Consider the following 17,992-nt stretch of genomic DNA (forward strand, 5'->3'; position numbering starts at 1 on the left):
GACCGTCACGAGTCGCGCTCCGCGATCACGTGCATTCCCACTTCGCCGAGGATGAACCGGCCGTTGCCGGTGACGCTCTCGCCCGGATCGAGCAGCGTCTCGGTGCCGTTCTCTTCGACCACCACGACGCCGTTCGTGGCGTGCAGATCGGTGAGGCGCCACTCGTCGTCGTGCACGACGAGGCGGGCGTGCGTCTTCGACAGCGTGCGGGTGGTGTCGGAGATCGCGAGCCGCTGCTCACCCGGCTCGCCGATCGGGTTGCGTCCGATCACGACGCTCGCGCCCGACAACGAGAACTTGCGTCCGTCGTCGAGCACCAGCGAGCGACGCACGCCGCGCCTGCGGGCGACGACGACCGTGGCGTCGAGGTCGTCGACGACGTCGTCGGTCGGACGCGGGGTGACGACCGTCTTGTCGACATCTGCCGCGAGACCGTCCAGGGGCATCGCGGGCGACTCGGGGGCAGGCGCGGCAGGCACATCAGCGGTGGGCGCGGGCGTAGGCGAAGCCGCGGCGACCGGAACGGCTGCGGCCGCCGGGACGTCTGCGGCCGCCGAGGGGACCGGACGAATCGTCGGCATCTGCGGATGCTCGGCCGAGAGCCCGCCGTCGCGGAACGACGGCGGCACGGGCCGGACCGCGCGATGCGGTTCTGCGGCGGGCGACGCGGACGGCGCGTGCTCTGCCGGGGTCTCGTACGGGGACGACGGCGTGGATGCGGGTGCAGGAGGCGCAGGCGGCTGCACCGCGATGTCATGAGCAGCCGGTTGCGGAGGTGCAGACGGCTGCGGCGCGACGGGTGCCACGGGGTCGCCGCCCATCGCTGCCATGATCCCGGTCGTCGGGTGCGCATCGACAGGAGGCTCAGACGCGGGAGTAGGAGCAGGCGACTGCGGTGCAGACGCGGGAGCAGGAGCCGGCGGCTGCGGCGCGGCAGGAGGCTGCGGCGCGAAGGCCGGAGCGGGAGGCTGCGGCGGCGCGAACGACGCAGCGGGCGCGCCGGCGACCGGGGGCTGCCCGGCGACGGGCACGGGCGGGGCTCCAGGAACGGGAGGCGCTCCAGGAATGGGAGGCGCTCCAGGAGCGGGCGCCGCCCCGGGAACGGGCGGGGGCCCGACGGGCGACTGCGGCTTCTGCGGCGGCGCGCCCCACGCAGAGGGAGCACCGCCGTCGGAACCCGAGGGAGCGCCGGACGCACCAGCGCCGGCGTGCGCGTCAGACGGCGCGTTCGCACGGGTCGGTGCTGCGTAGTCGGGGAACACGAGCGCAGGGCCATCCGGCTGACTCGGGGTGTGCGGAGCGAGAGACGGGATCGTGTACCCCGACGCATCCCTGGCGGGTGCGGCAGCGGGGTGCGCGTTGCGGCGAGGACCCGGCTGCAGCGCGGCCAGTCGTTCCCCCTCGGGGTGCGGCGGGGCACCCCAGGCGAGGACGGTCGCCCAGACAGGAGGCAACAGGATGGCGAGCACCGTCATGCCGGCGCCCCGACCGAACCTCCGATTGATGCGGTGGGTCGCGACGACCTTGAGGTAGATGCCGTACAGCTGCACGATCGGGATGAAGTAGAAGACCACCGACCACGCGGGCACTCCGCCTCGAGCCAGGATCTCGGCCTCGTTGAGGACGGGCACCCAGCCCTTCCAGCCCTCTCCGTCGATGCGCGGGAACAGACGCGACAGCGCCAAGGCGTACCAGACGTAGACGGCGAGGCCGACGAGCACGCCGACACCGCCGACGATGGCGAGCATCGTCACGTAGCCGCTATCCACGGGCGCGATCATGAGTTCCCCTTCTTCCGGTCGCCGAACGACCCGGTCAATCCGAGCGTAGCGAGAGCGGGCCTGGCTCCGGTGTAACCCCGACCGCCCGCGGCCCGCATGCGTCCGATGAACGACGTCGGCCGCACACGCCTGGCGACGCGGTGCCACCACTTGCCGGATGCTGCCAGCTCCGCCCGCTCGGCATCCACGATCGCCCAGGCGGCGCTCGCATCGTCGTTCGTCGGAGGATGCTCGGCGAAGACAGCGCGATCGACGAGCGCCGCCAGGCGGTCGGCGGCCTCGCGGTCGGTCGACAGAGCCCGCTGGGTTCGAGTGCCCTCGGCATCCATCGACACGTCATGATCGGCGTACACGTCGACCAGCTCCTCCCAGGCTCCGGCCAGCCGCACCTCGGGATCTTCGGCCGTGCGTCGGGTCCTTGCACGCTGTCTCTTGGCGAACAGCAGCACCAGGAACGGCAGAGCCAGCAGCGCGAGAGCGAGCAGGCTGAGCCCCACAGCTCTGAGGATGGGCAGCAGGAAGGCGAGGACCTCTGACTGCGGCGCCTCGAGCGGGGGCGCGTCGTTGTTCGAGTCGCTCTGCGCCTGAGGCGGGTCGAGGGCCTCCGACCGCGGCTGCTCGGGCACCGTCGGATGCTCCGGCAGCTGCTCGCCCTCGGTGATGGAGCTCGGCAGCATCGCATACTGCGGTGTGGTGTCGACCGGCATCCACTCGCCGCCGGAACTGCGCACCTCGACCCAGGCGCTCATGTTGGCGCCCGTGCATGTGTCGGTGCAGGCCGGAATGCCCGGAACCTCTTCTGCCGCCGCGAGCCGTGCGCCGATCACCACCCGGGACTCGAGTCCCCAGTGCTCGGCGAGCAGCGCAGCTGCCACGGAGAACTGCTCGTCGTCGCCGACGGCGGATACGAGCAGCTCGGGTGCGGCATCAGACCCGGCCCTGCGCTCCTGCTCGACCATGTCGGTGAACAGCTCCTCGATGCGGGCGGCAGAATGCCCCGCATAGCTCGGCGCGAACGCGTATCCCTCGGACTCCTTGAGCGACGCGATCCATCCCGCTGCCGCATCGTCGTCGATCAGCGCGTGGCTGAGGTAGCCGCGCGAACGCAGGCGATCGATGATCTCGAGGTATCCGGCTCCCGTGCGGGGCTGCTCCTGCATCTCGGCCCACTCGGTGAGCGCGGGATACAGGTCGGTGTCGAGGTTCGAGGCGGCGCCCTGCAGCGCGGCGACCTCGCCGGGGGCACCAGGGGCGTCCACGAGCACGGTGTAGCGGTCGCCGGGGACGAGTCCCTCTCCGCCGCCGGGTGCCTCTGCCACGGTGATCGCGGTGTCGCCGCCGGAGTTCACATGAAAGCCGTCGGCGAGCGCATCGGCGCGTGACCCGGAGAAGTCGGGCGCCTCGGCGAGACCCGCAGGCGACGGCACCCAGATGCCGCGGTACGCATCGCCGACCGTGATGCCGAGCGACACACGGCCGGCACCCGGCATCGCGGTGCGGGGCAACCTGCTGAACCGGTCGTCGGGTGCGATGTGGAAGCCCTCGCCGTCGTACGAGTCGAGGGTCACGAGCCGCAGGCGCTCGATCGCACCGGGGTCGCCCTCCACCTGCACCACGGTGTCGTCGAGAGTGCCGCCGGCGAACCACGAGCGGTAGGCGCTGAGCGGGCTCGCCTGCTGCTGCACGACGATCATGGGCTCGACCTCGTCGCGCAGCACCGAGCGGTCGCTCCATCCGGCCGCCGCGGGGGCGACCGCGAATCCGGCGATCAGGGCGACCACGGCGAGCCCTGCCGACAGCAGATGACGACGGATCGTCAGCCACACCGGGGTCGCCCGACGCGAGATGTTCGCCGCGGCGACGGTGCGCAGCGCCTGCGCGCGCTGCAGCCGCGAACGACCGACCAGCCAGACGAGAGCGGTCACGAAGAGCGCGACGCCGATCAGCCATTCCCGAGGCGCGGGAAGAGCCACGCCCAGCACCGAGACGGGAGCCGTCGTGCCGCTCACTCCGAAGGCGATGCCGAACACGCTCATCGCGGTGACGACGGGAACCGCGATCGTGGCCCGACGGCCGCCCTCGAGCACGAGCAGGGTCGCGATGAACGTGCCGAACAGCATCACGACGAGGAACGGGATCAGCACGGCCTGATACTCGCCGAGCGGCGGGTTCAGCGTCAGCATCTGCTTCCACCCGAGCACGACCCCGAGCACCGCGTCGCGGAGTCCGCCGAGGAAGGCGGGAAGAGACGAGAGCGCCGACGGGATCGCGAGCGGAACCGAGACGACCAGATAGGCGCCGGCCGCAGCGAGGGATCCGATCAGCATGCCCCACCGGAGCACCCGCGTCAGCACGGCGACGGCCATGCCGAGCAGTCCGCCGATCAGACCGACCGCCAGAGCGCGTGGGGATTCATAGACCGGCCATGCAGCCGCCGTCGCGAGACCGACACCGACCAGCACGTATCCGAGTGCCCAGAGCGTCAGGGCCGAGAGGGCGAACGACCGTCGCGACCCCGCCACGCCGCGCCGGAGGCCGGCGGCGCTCATTTCAGCGCTCCACGAGCGAGCATCTGCGGAAGATCGCCCAGCGCGCCCAGGGTCATCACGGCGAGCTCGCGTGCCGTGCGCATCGTGGGCTGCTCGCCCAGCTGGCTGCGCACCGCGACCGCCTCGACCGCCGCAGGCAGCTTGACCGCGGCGTGCCGCAGCCGTTCGAGCGGCATGCGCGAGCCCGTCATCAGGAATCCGATCGACAGGTCGGGATAGGACTGCGCGGTGAGCGCGGCGACGGCCTCGAGGCGCATCACGCGGTCGGCAGGGTCGATGGTCGATGTCGCGTCGAGCAGCGCCTTGGGCGTCACGGTGGGAAGCGTGCGGATCGACAGCACCTCGGCGCGGCTGTGCTCGGGGATCTCGTTGCTCACCGAGAAGAGCACATCGCGGCCGTCACGCACGCCCTGGAGTGCGAGGGATGCGGCGGCGCTGACTGTGTTCTCGAACTCGTCATCGCTCTCGTAGGACTCGGTGTCGAGGTCGAGGATGATCGCGATGCGGGCATGGCGCGACTCCTCGTACTGGCGCACCATGAGCTTTCCGGTCTTCGCGGTCGACTTCCAGTGCACGTGCCGCTGCGAATCACCCACCACGTATTCGCGCACCGCGTGGAACGACAGGTCGGCATCGACCAGCGTCGAGCTCGGCGTGCCCTCGAGGTCGCGGATCAGGCCCGCACTCGTGCTGGGCAGCGGGACCGTGATCGGATGCACATGGATGCGCTGGACGTCGGGCCACCGCAACTCACGTCGGAGGATGCCGATCGGGTCGCCTCGGGTGATCGTCATGGGTCCGACGTCGATGACTCCGCGGCGGTGCGCGGCGATCGTGAGCTGCTCACGGTGGTGGGCCGCGGGGCGCAGCAGCGGAACGTGCGCTTCGACGAGCCCCTCCCCCACAGGGACATCGACGATGCCCGGCAGCGAGAGACGCTCGCTGTTGTTGCGCACATCGAGCGTCGCGCCGATCTCTGCCCCCGCGACCACACGATCGCGATCGAGTGTCAGCTCGATGCGGTAGTCATGGGTGCCGAGGATGAAGGGGACGCACGCGATCAACAGCACCAGCGCGATCGCCGCGACCGCCCACGCCTCGACCCATCCGAAGAGCAGTCCCGCGGCGATGCAGAGAACGAGCGCCACGACCACCAGCATCCCGGCCGACGTGACCGTCTCACGCACCCACGCGACGGCCGTGCGGGCTGCGCGACGCGTGGTGCGAGCGGCACGACGGACACCGAAGACGGCGCCGCGGACGGGCCCTCGGCGCGTGCGGTCGTAGCGCGTGACCGTCGACGTGCGCGTCGACGTGCTGGTGCCCGCCGTCGTGCGCGTCAGACGGGACTCGGTGCTGAAGCTCACGCAGTGCCGTTCTCGCGCGGCGGCTCGACGTCGAGCAGGATCTGCCCCACCACGGCGACCGCGGTGACGCCGTCGAACTCGGCCTCAGGTTCGAGCACGAGGCGGTGGGCGAGTGCCACGACCGCGAGCTCCCTGACGTCGTCGGGGGTCACGAACGTGCGGCCGCTCTTCGCCGCCCACGTCATCACGAGACGCGAGAGCGCGATCGCGCCTCGCACGCTGGCGCCGAGGCGCACCTCGGAGGCGCGACGCGTCGCATCGACGATGCGCATGATGTAGTCGGAGACCAGCGGGTTCACGTACACCCCGCGCGTCATCTCGGCCATCGTGAGGATGGTGTCGGTGCCGACGATGCCGTCGAGCACGTGCTTCGGCTGCGCGGCGCCCTGCAGGATGCGCATGGTCGCCGCCTCGTCGGGGTAGCCGATCGACGTCTTGATCATGAAGCGGTCGAGCTGAGCCTCGGGCAGGCGGTAGGTGCCGCCCTGCTCGATCGGGTTCTGCGTCGCCATGACGAGGAAGGGCGAAGGCACCGGACGCGTGACGCCGTCGACCGTGACCGTGCCCTCTTCCATGACCTCCAGCAGCGCCGACTGGGTCTTCGGGCTCGCACGGTTGATCTCGTCTGCGAGCACGATGTTCGCGAAGACGGGGCCGGCGTGGAACTCGAACGCCCCCTCCTTCTGGTCGTAGACCGTGATGCCTGTCACATCACCCGGAAGAAGGTCGGGGGTGAACTGGATGCGCGTGCTCGTGCCCGTGACGGTCTGGGCGATGGCTCGGGCGAGGGCCGTCTTGCCAGTGCCGGGGAAGTCCTCGAGCAGCACGTGCCCGCCGCTGACAGCGGCGGCGAGCGCGAGCTCGATCACATGACGCTTGCCGAGGATTGCCTGTTCGACGTTGGCGGCGAGGATCGAGAACGTCTCGGCGAACCAGGCGGCCTGTTCGGGAGCGATGGTCACGGGAGCAACGGAGGGAGCAGGCATAGGGCAACCGTATTCGTCTCGGGCGCCTGCGAGGCGCAGGGCGATGGGGAGTGGGGAGTGGTCATCTGGGCAGGTTCATCCCACGGGATCAGGCGGATCAGGCGTATCGACAGGATCCGGGTCGACAGGCGGCGGCTGCGTGCACAGCTGCGCGCGGTGGGTGATCGACTTGAGCGGAGTGAAGGCTCCCGTCCAGGTGATCTTCACCTCGACCATGGCGACACCATCGACGGTCCTCGGTGTGAAGGTTCGCTCATACGAACCGCGCGCCGCGGGGCTGACGTCGAACGCGTCATCCGGGTTCGCCGGTGCACACTTCTGGAACTGCACGATCACCGTGGTCGGCACGGTCCTCGCCGTGATCTCCACGGGATCGGAGCAGAACTGGCTCAACACCGAGTGGCAGGAGCGCGCGCTGACCGGCAGCGGCGACGCGTCGGAGTTCAGCTGGAAGTCCTCCCGCCACTGCCCGTACATGTTGTACTGCGGGACGAAGCCGTCCTTCGCTCCGATGCTGGGCGCCGATTCCAAGCCGTAGGAATAGCGGCCGTCCTGGAACGACGGCTGAGTCGCGACCGTGTAGCTCGTGTTGCCCTTGGGCCCCTCGACGGAAGTGAAGGTGAAGACCTGGGCGGTGTTCGACTCGGCGACGCCGAACCCGTTCGAGGCGCACGCCTTCACGTTGTAGGTCGAGTACTCGGCGAGGCCGGTGAGCGAGGGCGACGACGACTGCGCCTCCGCGCCCGAGACCCGCAGCCGCCCGTTGCCGTCGGCGCTGCAGCTCGCATCGCCCGAGCGCCAAGCGAGATAGACCACGTCGACACCGAGAGCGCTGCCGTTGGGCTGCGCAGCGACGCCCGAGACGTCGATCGAGGTGTTCGACGTCGCGGTCGCCCGCGTGCCAGAGGGGTCGAAGTAGACGGTTCCCGCGGCCGTGACCGACGTGCGGAACGCGCCGCCCTCATTGCCGCCGTCGCCCGTGGGCGGTTGGAACTGACTGATCGGGACGATGGTGATGTTCTGCGGGCCGGGAGACAGCTGGATCTCCGCCGACGTCGTCGCACCGGTGCGGTTGATGACCTGGCCGGTCTCCTCGACACGGAAGGCGAGCGAGTCGTCCGACGCGGCGATCGCGAGTTCGACGATGCCGCGTCCGCGTTCGGTGCTGCCCGGGCGATAGACGGGTGTGGCGGTCGCGTTCGACACCTCGGGGGCGGCATACGCCCAGCTGGTGTGCGGTGACGTGGCCGCTGAGGTTCCGACCGCGTTGACGGCCGCTGCGGTGAAGACATGCGGCGCCCCGTTGACGAGCCCGTTCACGGTGCAGCGGTAGAGGCCTCCCGCCGGGCTGCATGACGCGTTCGCCGGGGATCCGTCCTGCAGGATCGTCACGCCGGTGACGCCGGGGTGCGCGCGCCCTGCCTCGCCCAGCGGCACGTCGAGCACCACGGTCGAGCGGCTGAATCCGACTGTCGTGACGCTGGCGGGCGCCTGGGGGAAGCCCTGCAGGTCGAGAGTGAGGGTTCCGGTGCCGGTGCGCCCCTGCGCATCCGACACGACGAACGGGATGATGCACTGGCCGCCGGGCGCCTGCCCTCCGCCGGGCCAGGTCGCAGTGATCGACGTGCTCCCCGAGGTCGAGACCGATGCGACATCGCACCGTGAGCCTCCGCCGAGCGACATGAGTCGGAGGCCCGATCCTGGCTTGCCCGCGAACGGGTCGTACTCCCCCGCGACGTCGACGACATCGATCGTGCAGCTCGGGTTCGTGACGATGCACTGCGTCGTGAAGGTCGCGCCCCGCGGCGCATCGGGCGGAGCCGCGCCGACGACCAGGCGGACGGATGCCGACGGCTCGCCGTACTGCGGCACCGTGACGCTCACGTTCTCGGTGTTGCCCGGTCTGGCGTCCGCTCGCGCTTCGATGGTCAGCTGAGGGCCGTTGCGCGTGACGATGAAGGCCGACCCGGAATACACGATCCGGTACTCGAGCGATCCTGCGTCGCCCTCGCGGCCACCCTCCCAGGCGGCCATGTTCGAGTACATGTCGACCGTCTCGGTGGTTCCAGGAGCGATCGTGTGCGAGATCGACGACAGCAGCAGCTGAGGCTCCGCAGGACGGATGCTGATCGGCACGTCGATGAACGACCAGCGCTCCTGGCCCTGCAGCCGCACCTGAACGAGGCAGGTGTCCGACCATGGCGCTTCCCGGCCGGCCCGGTAGGTCACGTCACCCGAGCTCTCGGCGGAGCACGACGCGGCCGCGCGCTGCGCGCTGAACTGCCCGGAGCCCACCTCTACGGCATCCGAGGCGATCAGGTCGACGTAGTCGGCCGCATCGAACGAGACCGACGCATCCTCGTCGACCACGACGGGGGTCGTGCCGGGCTTCAGCTGCACCTGCATGTCGTCGAAGGCGGGAATGCGCAGGAACCCGTAGGCGACCACGTCTCTGCCTCCCGACCCCTTGCCCTTGAGCTGGAACGGCACCAGCGCGCCGTCCTCCGGCGCAGCGCCCACGATGCGGTCTCCCTGCACCGTGAATCCGGGCTGGTCGCCCCACAGACTCAGCGTGAGCGAGGAGGCATCGCCCGACGGCCAGCTCACGCGGTCGGTCACGACGTCGATGCCGCGCTCCGGGAGGTCTTCCCTGTCGCGCGCCGTGAGCACGGTGTCGGCGACGCTCGGCTGGTCGTCCACGGCGCCGTCGGTCACGGTGACGACGATGAGCCCCTGCGACGTGCTCGACGTGCGCGTGGACTTGACGGTGTAGAAGTAGGAGTTCGTGCCGGCGGTGTCTCCCGCACGGAGCACGACACGGCCGTCTTCGAGCGACGTGTCGGAGTCGATCAGCGCGTTCAGGCGGTCGTACAGCGGGTTGCCCTTGACCGGAGGCGCGTTGGGCACGAGTTCGGTGATCTCGAGCTCGCTCTGCGCCGGGTCGAGGTCGTTCAGACGCGGGTCGAGGACGATCGGGGTGGTCGACCCCGCCTCGACTCGCACGTAGTCGCTGAAGGTCACGGGAGCCGCGTCATCGATGTCGGCGTCGAGCACGCCGACGCGGACCACGCCTGTTCCCTGCTCGCCCTGAGGGTCGCGCACCGTGTAGCGGAACGTCACCTGACCGCCGTCGACACCGGCCGCGGGCGCCCGGTAGACGATCGCGTCGCCGTCGGCCGAGATCGTCGCCGTGCCGGCGCCCTTCTGCGGCTGGTCGATGCCCGCGAGGACCACGCGGTCGCCGTCGCTGTCCATGCCGGTCGCCGGCACGGGCAGCGACACCGTCTGACCGCTGAGGACCCGACCCGTCATTGTCGAGGGCGTCGGCGCGCGGTTCGTGCCCGGGGGAACGACCGTGACCGTCACGACGCCGTTGTCGGAGAGAGCCGGATTGCGCTCGAGCGACACCGAGTACGTGAGGCGGTAGGTGCCCGGCGTCGTGGGCGCGAGGTAACGCAGCGCGTTGCGGTCGGCGAAGACGAGCTCGCCGGACTCGCCAGACCCGGTCACCTCTGGGAGCACGACCAGGGGTTCACCACGGGGGGCCACGTCGTTCGCCGCGACGTTGATGCGCGTGAGCGAACCGGCACGGACGGTGATCGCATCGGGGAACACGATCGGGCGGGTGACGGTCGACGGCGGGGTGAGGAAGACCGTGACCGTGCCCTGCACCGCGGCGCCGGATCCGTCGGCGACGGTCACGGTGGCCTTGCCGATCACGCCGGGCTCGCCATCCTCCGTCGTGCCGTTCACACGGATGCTCTCGTTGCCGACCACGCGCACGCCGAGCTGCGGCGTCGAGCTCACGGCATCCGCCAGCATCAGCACACGCCCGCTGGTGTTCTGCACGGCACGGAGCACATCGACGGTCGTGTCCTCGCCCTCGCGCACGAACGCGGTGAGAGGTGCCATCGCGAGGCCCGCGGATCCGTCGACGGCCGTGATGCGGATGACCGCCGACTGCTCGGCCTGGGTCGAGACGTCCTGGGCGGTGTAGGTCACGACGTACTGACCGGGTTCGGCCACCGTCATCTCGACGGTGCCGGATGCCGCGTTCGGGTTGACCTCGAGTCCCTGAGCGGTCGCGGCGGTCTGCACGGCGTCGACCAGACGATACGAGCCGGATCCTCCGGACAGATGGTCGGAGATGCGCACCGATTGCAGCTCTCCGACGCGGGCTGTCAGCGCCACGGGAGAGGCGACCATGGCCGGACTGCCGGTGACCTGGACGTCGAGGGTCTTCTCGGCGGTCGCACCGTGCACGTCTTCGACGACGACGGTGACCGAGATCACCGCGTCGGCGGCGTTGGGGTCGGTGTGGCGGATGGCGACCCGTCCGTCTGCCATCGGCACGACCATGACGGGAGACGAGGAGTCGGTCTCGTAGGCGTCGCTGAGGATGAACGGATCGCCCTCGGGGTCGACCCAGCCCGACAACGCCGAGACGACGGTGCTGCCACCGGGAAGAAGCTGCGGTGTCGGCCACTCCTGCTGGCACGCGTCGACTCCGCACCACACGGGTGCCGAGTTGGCTTCCTTGTCGACGACGGTCAGCGTCACGGTCGCCGGCGACGACACGGCGGCGCCGTCGGTGACGGCATAGGTGAAGCTGGCCTGCCCCGACCCCGCCTTGACGTTGACGACGAGCGACTGCCCGTTGGCGACGAGAGTCAGATCTCCGAACGCGGGGTCGCCGAGTCCGCCCGAGACCGAGTCAGGGTCGATCGACAGCACGTCCTTCTTGTTCGGATCGTGGTCGTTGAGCAGCACCGGCAGGATCACCTGCTCACCTGCGCGAACGCCGAACGCGTCGTCGACGGCGACGGGCGGCATCTGCTCGGCCACGTCCTCGACGATGATCGTGCCCTCCTGCTGCTCGGTGTCGTCTTCGATCGCCCACTGCTCGAGCGGGATGAGCACGCCATCGGGGGCGGTCCAGATGAGTCCGGTGCCGATCTCGCTCAGCACCGCGCGATCGCCGTTCTCCTGGAACACCGGTTCGATCGTCGAGGAGTCGAGGGCCTCGTCAGGAACGCGCAGCGGAACGGTCTCACCGTCGGCCCACAGGGTTCCCGCACCGGTGTCGAGCCAGGCCGCGTAGATCTCGCCCGCCACGACGACCGGCGTGGCCGGGACGCCCGATGCCTCCGCGACGCGCTCGGGCTCACCCGAGGCGAGGTCGACCGACACGAGGCCATCGGAGTCGGCGATCAGCACGGCTTCGCCGGATTCGGCACCCTCCTGCAGGCGCGCGTCTTCGATGACATCGAGCTCGATCGGCTCGTCGCGCCCCTGGAGCCACAGCTCGCCGGTGCCCGTCTGGAGCATGGCCCAGCGGTCTCCCACGACCGTGACAGTCAGGCCCTCGGCGGCATCCGGACCTGCGGAGACGGACTCGGGATCGCCGAGGAACCGGTGTTCGTCGATGTCGAACCGCCGGATCGCGCCCTCGTCCGAGGAATAGAGCACCAGCAGTCCTTCGGGCGACAGTCCGATCGCATCCGCCGTGTATGTCGGAGGATCCTCGCCCTCCTCGACCTCGACGCCCGCGAACGGGTCGACGAGAGCGGTGGCCGCTCCGGCGTCGAGCGTGGTCACCGACACCTGACCGGTATCGGTGCGATACGCCACGTAGGCCCCGGCGGAGAGGATCTCCCTCGTGCCCGCCGGCGTCGGCTCGGACGCGATCGGCGTGCCCTCCTCCGACGAGTCCGAGAGCAGATCGGCGGGGCTTGCAGGGTCGACGTCCCAGCGCTGCCTGTTGCCCTGCGCATAGACGACGGCCGCGGAGCCGTTCTGCCAGACCGCTTCCGGGTCGTCGACGTTGCGCACGGTGTCGATCTCGGCGAGCTCGGTGTTCACGCGTGCATACTGGCCGCTGTCGCGCATGACCCAGACCGACGACTCGAGCCGGGGCACCTCCTGCGACTGGTAGCCCTGCGCGGTGATCGCGAGGGTGAGCACCACTGCCAGCGCGGCGATGCCGGAGATCGCCGTGATCAGGCGTCCCCGTGATCGGGGGTTCGCCTCCGCGCGGGCGCGATCACCGATCGCCATCACAGAACTCCCGTGAGGTGGAGGGCGACGATGCCGACGGCTGCGAGCACTGCGGCTCCGATCAGCGCGCCGATCACACCGGCGACGAGGGGCGAACGGGTCTTCGCACGCGCGGCGGGCAAGTCGTCGCGGTCACGCGGCATCGCCTGCTGTCGTGCGGCACGCTCTGCACGTCGCGAGTCGGGCGCGACCGTCGTGATCACGGGACCACGGGCCGTGGAGTCCGAGAAGCTGACGGGAGCCGCGGCGGCCCACTCGGCGGATGCCGCCTCGAACGCCGTCGGGTGCAGGCCCAGCTCGTACTGCGCCCAGCGGAGTCGTTCGGCGAAGTCGGCCATGCTCGCGAACCGCTTGGCCGGATCGCGATGCATAGCGGTGGCGAAGATGTCGTCGATGATCGGGGGGATGCCGTCGACGGGCACCGCCGTGTAGCGCGCTTTGATGATCCGCTCGGTGAGCTGATCGCGTGAATTCGAGCCGCGGTCTGCCCTCTCGAACGGGCTTCGTCCGGCGAGCAGCGTGTAGAGGGTGGCGCCGAGGCTCCAGATCTCGCTCGGCACCGACCCGGAGACTCGCTCCTGCAGCACTTCGGGAGAGCTCCACGGCACCGACATCGCGATCGTCTCTCCGTCGCCCTCGTCGATCACGGCGGCCGCGATGCCGAAGTCAGCGAGCACGGGAGCCCCGAGGGAGTTGATGAGCACGTTCGACGGCTTGATGTCGCGATGCAGGAGCCCTGCCCGGTGCACCGTCTCGAGCGCACCGGCGATGCGCACGCCGGTGTCGAGCACGTCGGCGAGCGCCAACGGCGCCTTCTTGTAGCGAGCGCTCATGGTGTCGGGGCAGTACTCCATGGCGAAGTACGGGCGACCGTCGGCAGAGATAGACGCCTGATAGATCGTCACGATCGAGGGGTGTGCGCTGAGCCTCGCGGAGATGTCGGCCTCGACGTTGAAGGTGCGCAGCACCTCGCGGTTCACCGCATCCGCCAGCAGCACCTTCACAGCGGCGACGCGACGCGGCATGTCCTGTTCGTACAGGAAGACGTCGGCGAACCCACCGGAACCCAGCGGGCGCACATAGCTGTACCCCGCCAGCGTCGGCGGTGTCGATGCCATGCGCGTGGCCACCCATGCTCCTCACGGTCGGATGGGAGACCGCGCTCTGCATTCGCCCTGCGCGCCGCGCTGGACGATCCCCCCGATCAACGAGTATATCGAGGGCATGGATGATCTCGAAGGCGGGCTTCGTCGACCTCGCGGCTCAGGCGCGCCAGCACCCCACCACATGATCGTCGACCATGCCTGCCGACTGCATCAGGGCGTACATCGTGGTCGGACCGACGAATCTGAAGCCGCGACGACGCAGCTCTTTGCTCATCGCCGTCGACTCCGGCGTCACAGCCGGAACGTCTGCGAAGGACGCGGGTCGGATGCCGGGCGCGGGCGCGAACGACCACATCAGCTCGTCGAGCTCACCCTCCGCCATCGAGCGCACGATGCGGGCGTTGCCGATCGTGGCCTCGATCTTCGCCCGGTTGCGGATGATCCCCGCATCCGCCATGAGCCGCTCCACGTCGGATTCGTCGAACTCGGCGACCAGCTCGGGCGCGAATCCGGCGAAGACCTCGCGAAAGCGGGGGCGCTTCCGGAGGATGGTGATCCACGAGAGACCCGCTTGGAAACCCTCGAGCGCCATCTTCTCGAACAACGCCCGGTCGCCGTGCAGGGGCGTGCCCCATTCTTCGTCGTGATACCGGCGGTACTCCGCGTCGTCGCCGACCCAACCGCATCGTTCGCGTCGGTCGGGGCCGGCGATCAGTGACGTCATGCGTCCACGCTAGCCGTCCCCGCCGACACCGAGACGGATCGCTGCACCGGCATCCGGATGCTGTCAGAAGCTGGATCTATGCCTGCGGCTGCATCTGCATCTGCATCTGCATCCGCATCTGCGACTGTGGCTGGGCGGCGGTCTGCGCGGTTCCGGATCCGAGGGCGTCGATGAAGGATGCCGAGAACGCCTCGAGTGCGTCGCGGGCCGCGACGGGATCCTGACGCTCGATCGCGTCGAGAGCCGCCGACAGGAGGCTGCGGCGTGGGGCGCGATCCGCGTCGAGGTCCACGCCGTGACGGAGGGCGGTCTGCGAGTCGACGAACAGCCGGAGGGGGTCGATGTGATCCCGGACGATGCGCGCGCCGAGGCGGCCGAGCTCGCGCGAGATGAGGTGTTCCGAGAGCTCGAGGTAGCCGAGCAGTTCGCAGTCGCCGTCTGCGAGTCGAGAAGCCTGCGAGTGGATCCGCGCGGGCGGGCCGGTGCACGTCTTCTCGACGATGAGGCGACCGACGACATGAGCGCGCTCGACCATGTCGACGCGCGACCATTCTGCGACGCGGGTCCCCGCACTGGGCGACACCTGCACGAATCGCATGTCGACGAGCCTCTGCAGGGCCTCCCGCACCGGGGTACGAGAGACAGCCCAGGCGTGGGCGAGCAGGTCGAGGCGCAGCCGCTGCCCCGGCGGAAGACGGCCGCTCACGATCTCGGCGAGCAGTCGCTCGTAGGCGAGACCGCTGAGAAGCTGCGGCCTCAGCTGTTCCTCGAGTGACCCCATGGGCATGATCTGATCGCTCTCATCAACTAACATATTGGATGATTAGAGGATCGCACATGTAAGCGGTCAACACAAATCACCTGATATTTCGATGCGCACTAGCATTGAGCCATGCCTGTGCCCACGACGCCGGCGCAGATGCCTCGCAAGCTGCTGCGCGATCAGATCTTCGACACGCTTCTGGACGCCATCGTGGCCGGCGACCTGGCGGCGGGAGAGCCGATCTCCGACAAGCAGCTCGAGAGCTGGCTGGGAGCCTCGCGCACGCCGATCAGAGAAGCGGTCAACCGGCTGGCCGGCATGGGCCTGATCGAGGTGCTTCCCCAGCGCGGCACCCGCATCGCACCTCTCGATTCGACGCGGTTCGCAGAGGAGATGGAGATGCTCGGGGTCGTGTACTCCGCGACGGTGCGCGAGGCTGTGCCGCTTCTCACGAACGCCGATCGGACGCAGATCTCCGAACTGCACCTGAAGGTGAGCCGCACCACGAACGCGCTCGAACGGGCTCGCATCGTGGATGCGCTGATGAGCGTGTTCGTCGATCGCTATCGCAACACCCTCATCCAGCGCATCCGGGAGAAGTCCGTGCCGCACGTCACGCGGATGATCACCGCTCGACCGGGCGCACTCGACGCGACAGACACCTCGGCCGCGCTCGACTCGCTTGCTGCCGCCTCGGCATCCGGAAACGCGGATGCCGCCGCCGAAGCCGCGCGGGCGTACTTCACTGCGGGGGTCGCGAGCGTCTGGGCTCGCGATGCGGTGGAATCTGCCCCGGCGGCGGCGTCCGCCTCCGACGCTGCGACTGCTGCCGATGCCGCCGATGCCGCCGGCGGTGCTTCTTCGACTGCTGCCGGACTCGAGGACGAGGTCGCCTGATGCCGACGAAGAGCGCACCTCAGCCGCGGCGCCTGCTGCGCGACGAGGTCTACGACACGATTCTCGGGGCGATCCTCGACGGCACACTGGAGCCGGGCGAGGTGCTTCATGATGAGGAGCTCATGACCTGGCTCGGGTCGTCGAGAACGCCGATCCGCGAAGCGCTCAACAGGCTCGCCGAGGAGGATGTGGTCGAGCTGGTGCCGCATCGTCACACGCGGGTGTCGCCTATCAATGTGGCTGCGATCAACGAGAGCCTTTTCGTGATCGGCGTGATCCACGAGCATCTTGCTCGCACCACCACTGCCGACCTCACGGACGAGCATGTCGCCGACCTCCGTAGGGAGCTGGCGCACGTCGAGGACGCGGTGGACGCAGACGATGCTGCCGCTCTGGGGCGGGCGATCCGCAGCTACTTCCTCGTGGTCGTGCGCGCCGCTACGAACTCCGTGCTGCGCGCGAAGGCGGAGACTCTGTCATTGCAGCTCGTGCGTTTTCTCACACCTCGTGAGAACCTCGTCACGCCTCAACGGGCGCTCGACTTCATTCGTTCGATCACCGCAGCGGCTGAGGCGCGCGATGGCGAGCGAGCGGGAGATGTCATTCATGAGCTGCACGCGGCGACGCGCAGTAACTTCCTCGAGTACTACCGCGAGCCGGATCCGATGGACTGAACGCCCGCTGCTCATGAGGGCACACTGTTGCGGCGACACCCCATGTCGACTTCCGCGAGACGCACCACAGCTTGGTCAGACTCGAATCGGTGCACGCCGAACGGCCACCGGGTCGGGGATGCTGAGTCGTGGTGTGCGCCATCGCTGGTCGGGGTCCCACCATGCCGGTCCGCGTACCTGGGGAAGGCCTGCGTTCATTCGGATCTCCCACCCCGAGGTGCCGAGGGATCGGTGATGCCACCAGCACAACGGCACACCGTTGTCCGTGTGGGTCGGCCCACCTCTCGAATGTTCGGTGACGTGATGGATCTCACACCACGACGCGGGCACGTGGCATCCCGGGATCAGGCATTCCTTGTCGCGGGCGATGATCGCCCGCCGTTGATGCACCGTGAAGATCCGGTCGGTGGTCGTGATGCCGATGATCCGACCCTCATCCATCAGCACGCGCTGGATCGCTCCCGAGCACGCGACCTGCGCCGCAACGGATACGGGCACATGCGCTCCGGATCCGGGGATCGTCGCCCACCCTCCATTGCCGTGGCTGTGGCGCACTCCGAACGCAGCGCCCGTGGCGCCGGTGGCGTGGGCCGCGAGGTCTTTCGCGTCGACGTTGACGACAAGGACCGGTGATGCGCCGCCGAGGGTGGGCATGTCATTGTGCCGGGCAGCGATTCCGAGAGCTGCCGTCAGGGCATCATGGCGCTTCTGCGCCGCAGTGCGGTCATCGAGCACGCACCGCGGATCGGAGTTGAACGGATCTGCGTCTGCGTCTGCGTCTGCGTCTGCGTCTGCGTCTGCGTCTGCGTCTGCGTCTGCGGAATCATCCCCGGAGCCGTTGCTCGGCGCGAAGAACACGCCGGGCATCGGCGGACCGTCGCCCTTCGGATTGAGGATCGCATCCATGATGAGCTGCAACTGGGCAGCCGCGTCCGGGGTCAGGTATCCGCGGATCGCGTGCATGCCGTCTTTCAACCGGCCGATCGTGATCCCCCGACGCCGACGAGCATCCTCGTCCTTCGGCTCTTCACCATCGGGGTCGAAGATCGACGCCAGGTCTTCCGCGAGGCTCTTCAGGTCCTGCGCCG

The 17,992-nt window shown here is 69.3% G+C and carries 11 protein-coding genes; 2 read left to right on the top strand and 9 right to left on the bottom strand.

The annotated features are described in order from the left end of the window. Nucleotides 1–5: 5 nt before the first annotated feature. The 8 genes from RQG82_RS11120 to RQG82_RS11155 form a co-directional block, all read right to left on the bottom strand. The gene (locus RQG82_RS11120; protein WP_311259143.1) at nucleotides 6–1,781 is read right to left on the bottom strand and encodes a DUF5684 domain-containing protein; all 1,776 of its coding nucleotides are present in this window, start codon (nucleotides 1,779–1,781) and stop codon (nucleotides 6–8) included. Beyond that, nucleotides 1,778–4,330 (bottom strand): transglutaminase domain-containing protein, encoded by a 2,553-nt coding sequence (locus RQG82_RS11125; RefSeq protein WP_311259144.1) that lies wholly within the window; start codon nucleotides 4,328–4,330, stop codon nucleotides 1,778–1,780. The genes RQG82_RS11120 and RQG82_RS11125 overlap by 4 nt, the downstream gene beginning before the upstream one ends. Continuing rightward, on the bottom strand, nucleotides 4,327–5,697 hold the full coding sequence (locus RQG82_RS11130; protein ID WP_311259145.1) for a DUF58 domain-containing protein: 1,371 nt from the start codon (nucleotides 5,695–5,697) through the stop codon (nucleotides 4,327–4,329). Before RQG82_RS11130 ends, RQG82_RS11125 begins: the two co-directional genes overlap by 4 nt. Beyond that, nucleotides 5,694–6,659: an AAA family ATPase gene (locus RQG82_RS11135; protein ID WP_396653607.1), complete on the bottom strand. Its 966-nt coding sequence runs from the start codon at nucleotides 6,657–6,659 to the stop codon at nucleotides 5,694–5,696. Before RQG82_RS11135 ends, RQG82_RS11130 begins: the two co-directional genes overlap by 4 nt. A 99-nt stretch (nucleotides 6,660–6,758) precedes the next feature. Beyond that, entirely contained in the window at nucleotides 6,759–12,740 is a 5,982-nt protein-coding gene (locus tag RQG82_RS11140; RefSeq protein WP_311259147.1) for an Ig-like domain-containing protein, read from the bottom strand. Then, entirely contained in the window at nucleotides 12,740–13,870 is a 1,131-nt protein-coding gene (locus RQG82_RS11145) for a serine/threonine-protein kinase (protein WP_311259148.1), read from the bottom strand. The genes RQG82_RS11140 and RQG82_RS11145 overlap by 1 nt, the downstream gene beginning before the upstream one ends. Nucleotides 13,871–14,003: 133 nt before the next feature. Beyond that, complete coding sequence (locus RQG82_RS11150; protein ID WP_311259149.1) at nucleotides 14,004–14,570, bottom strand: DNA-3-methyladenine glycosylase I; 567 nt, start codon at nucleotides 14,568–14,570, stop codon at nucleotides 14,004–14,006. A gap of 76 nt (nucleotides 14,571–14,646) precedes the next feature. Further along, nucleotides 14,647–15,351, bottom strand: coding sequence for a GntR family transcriptional regulator (locus tag RQG82_RS11155; RefSeq protein ID WP_311259150.1), 705 nt, complete (start codon nucleotides 15,349–15,351; stop codon nucleotides 14,647–14,649). 111 nt (nucleotides 15,352–15,462) lie between these two features. Here RQG82_RS11155 and RQG82_RS11160 point away from each other — a divergent pair, with 111 nt between their 5' ends. After that, on the top strand, nucleotides 15,463–16,230 hold the full coding sequence (locus RQG82_RS11160; protein WP_311259151.1) for a GntR family transcriptional regulator: 768 nt from the start codon (nucleotides 15,463–15,465) through the stop codon (nucleotides 16,228–16,230). Continuing rightward, nucleotides 16,230–16,904: a GntR family transcriptional regulator gene (locus RQG82_RS11165; protein ID WP_311259152.1), complete on the top strand. Its 675-nt coding sequence runs from the start codon at nucleotides 16,230–16,232 to the stop codon at nucleotides 16,902–16,904. The genes RQG82_RS11160 and RQG82_RS11165 overlap by 1 nt, the downstream gene beginning before the upstream one ends. 75 nt (nucleotides 16,905–16,979) lie before the next feature. Here RQG82_RS11165 and RQG82_RS11170 read toward each other — a convergent pair. Further along, on the bottom strand, nucleotides 16,980–17,992 hold a 1,013-nt coding region (locus RQG82_RS11170), incomplete at its 5' end, for a DUF222 domain-containing protein (protein ID WP_311259153.1).

Source organism: Microbacterium sp. WCS2018Hpa-9, assembly GCF_031843745.1.
In the GTDB taxonomy this organism is placed as follows: domain Bacteria; phylum Actinomycetota; class Actinomycetes; order Actinomycetales; family Microbacteriaceae; genus Microbacterium.

Coding starts and splice junctions, on each gene's coding strand:
- RQG82_RS11165 (WP_311259152.1), top strand. CDS start 16,230: ATGCCGACGAAGAGCGCACCTCAGCCGCGGCGCCTGCTGCGCGACGAG.
- RQG82_RS11150 (WP_311259149.1), bottom strand. CDS start 14,570: ATGACGTCACTGATCGCCGGCCCCGACCGACGCGAACGATGCGGTTGG.
- RQG82_RS11160 (WP_311259151.1), top strand. CDS start 15,463: ATGCCTGTGCCCACGACGCCGGCGCAGATGCCTCGCAAGCTGCTGCGC.
- RQG82_RS11140 (WP_311259147.1), bottom strand. CDS start 12,740: ATGGCGATCGGTGATCGCGCCCGCGCGGAGGCGAACCCCCGATCACGG.
- RQG82_RS11125 (WP_311259144.1), bottom strand. CDS start 4,330: ATGAGCGCCGCCGGCCTCCGGCGCGGCGTGGCGGGGTCGCGACGGTCG.
- RQG82_RS11155 (WP_311259150.1), bottom strand. CDS start 15,351: ATGGGGTCACTCGAGGAACAGCTGAGGCCGCAGCTTCTCAGCGGTCTC.
- RQG82_RS11120 (WP_311259143.1), bottom strand. CDS start 1,781: ATGATCGCGCCCGTGGATAGCGGCTACGTGACGATGCTCGCCATCGTC.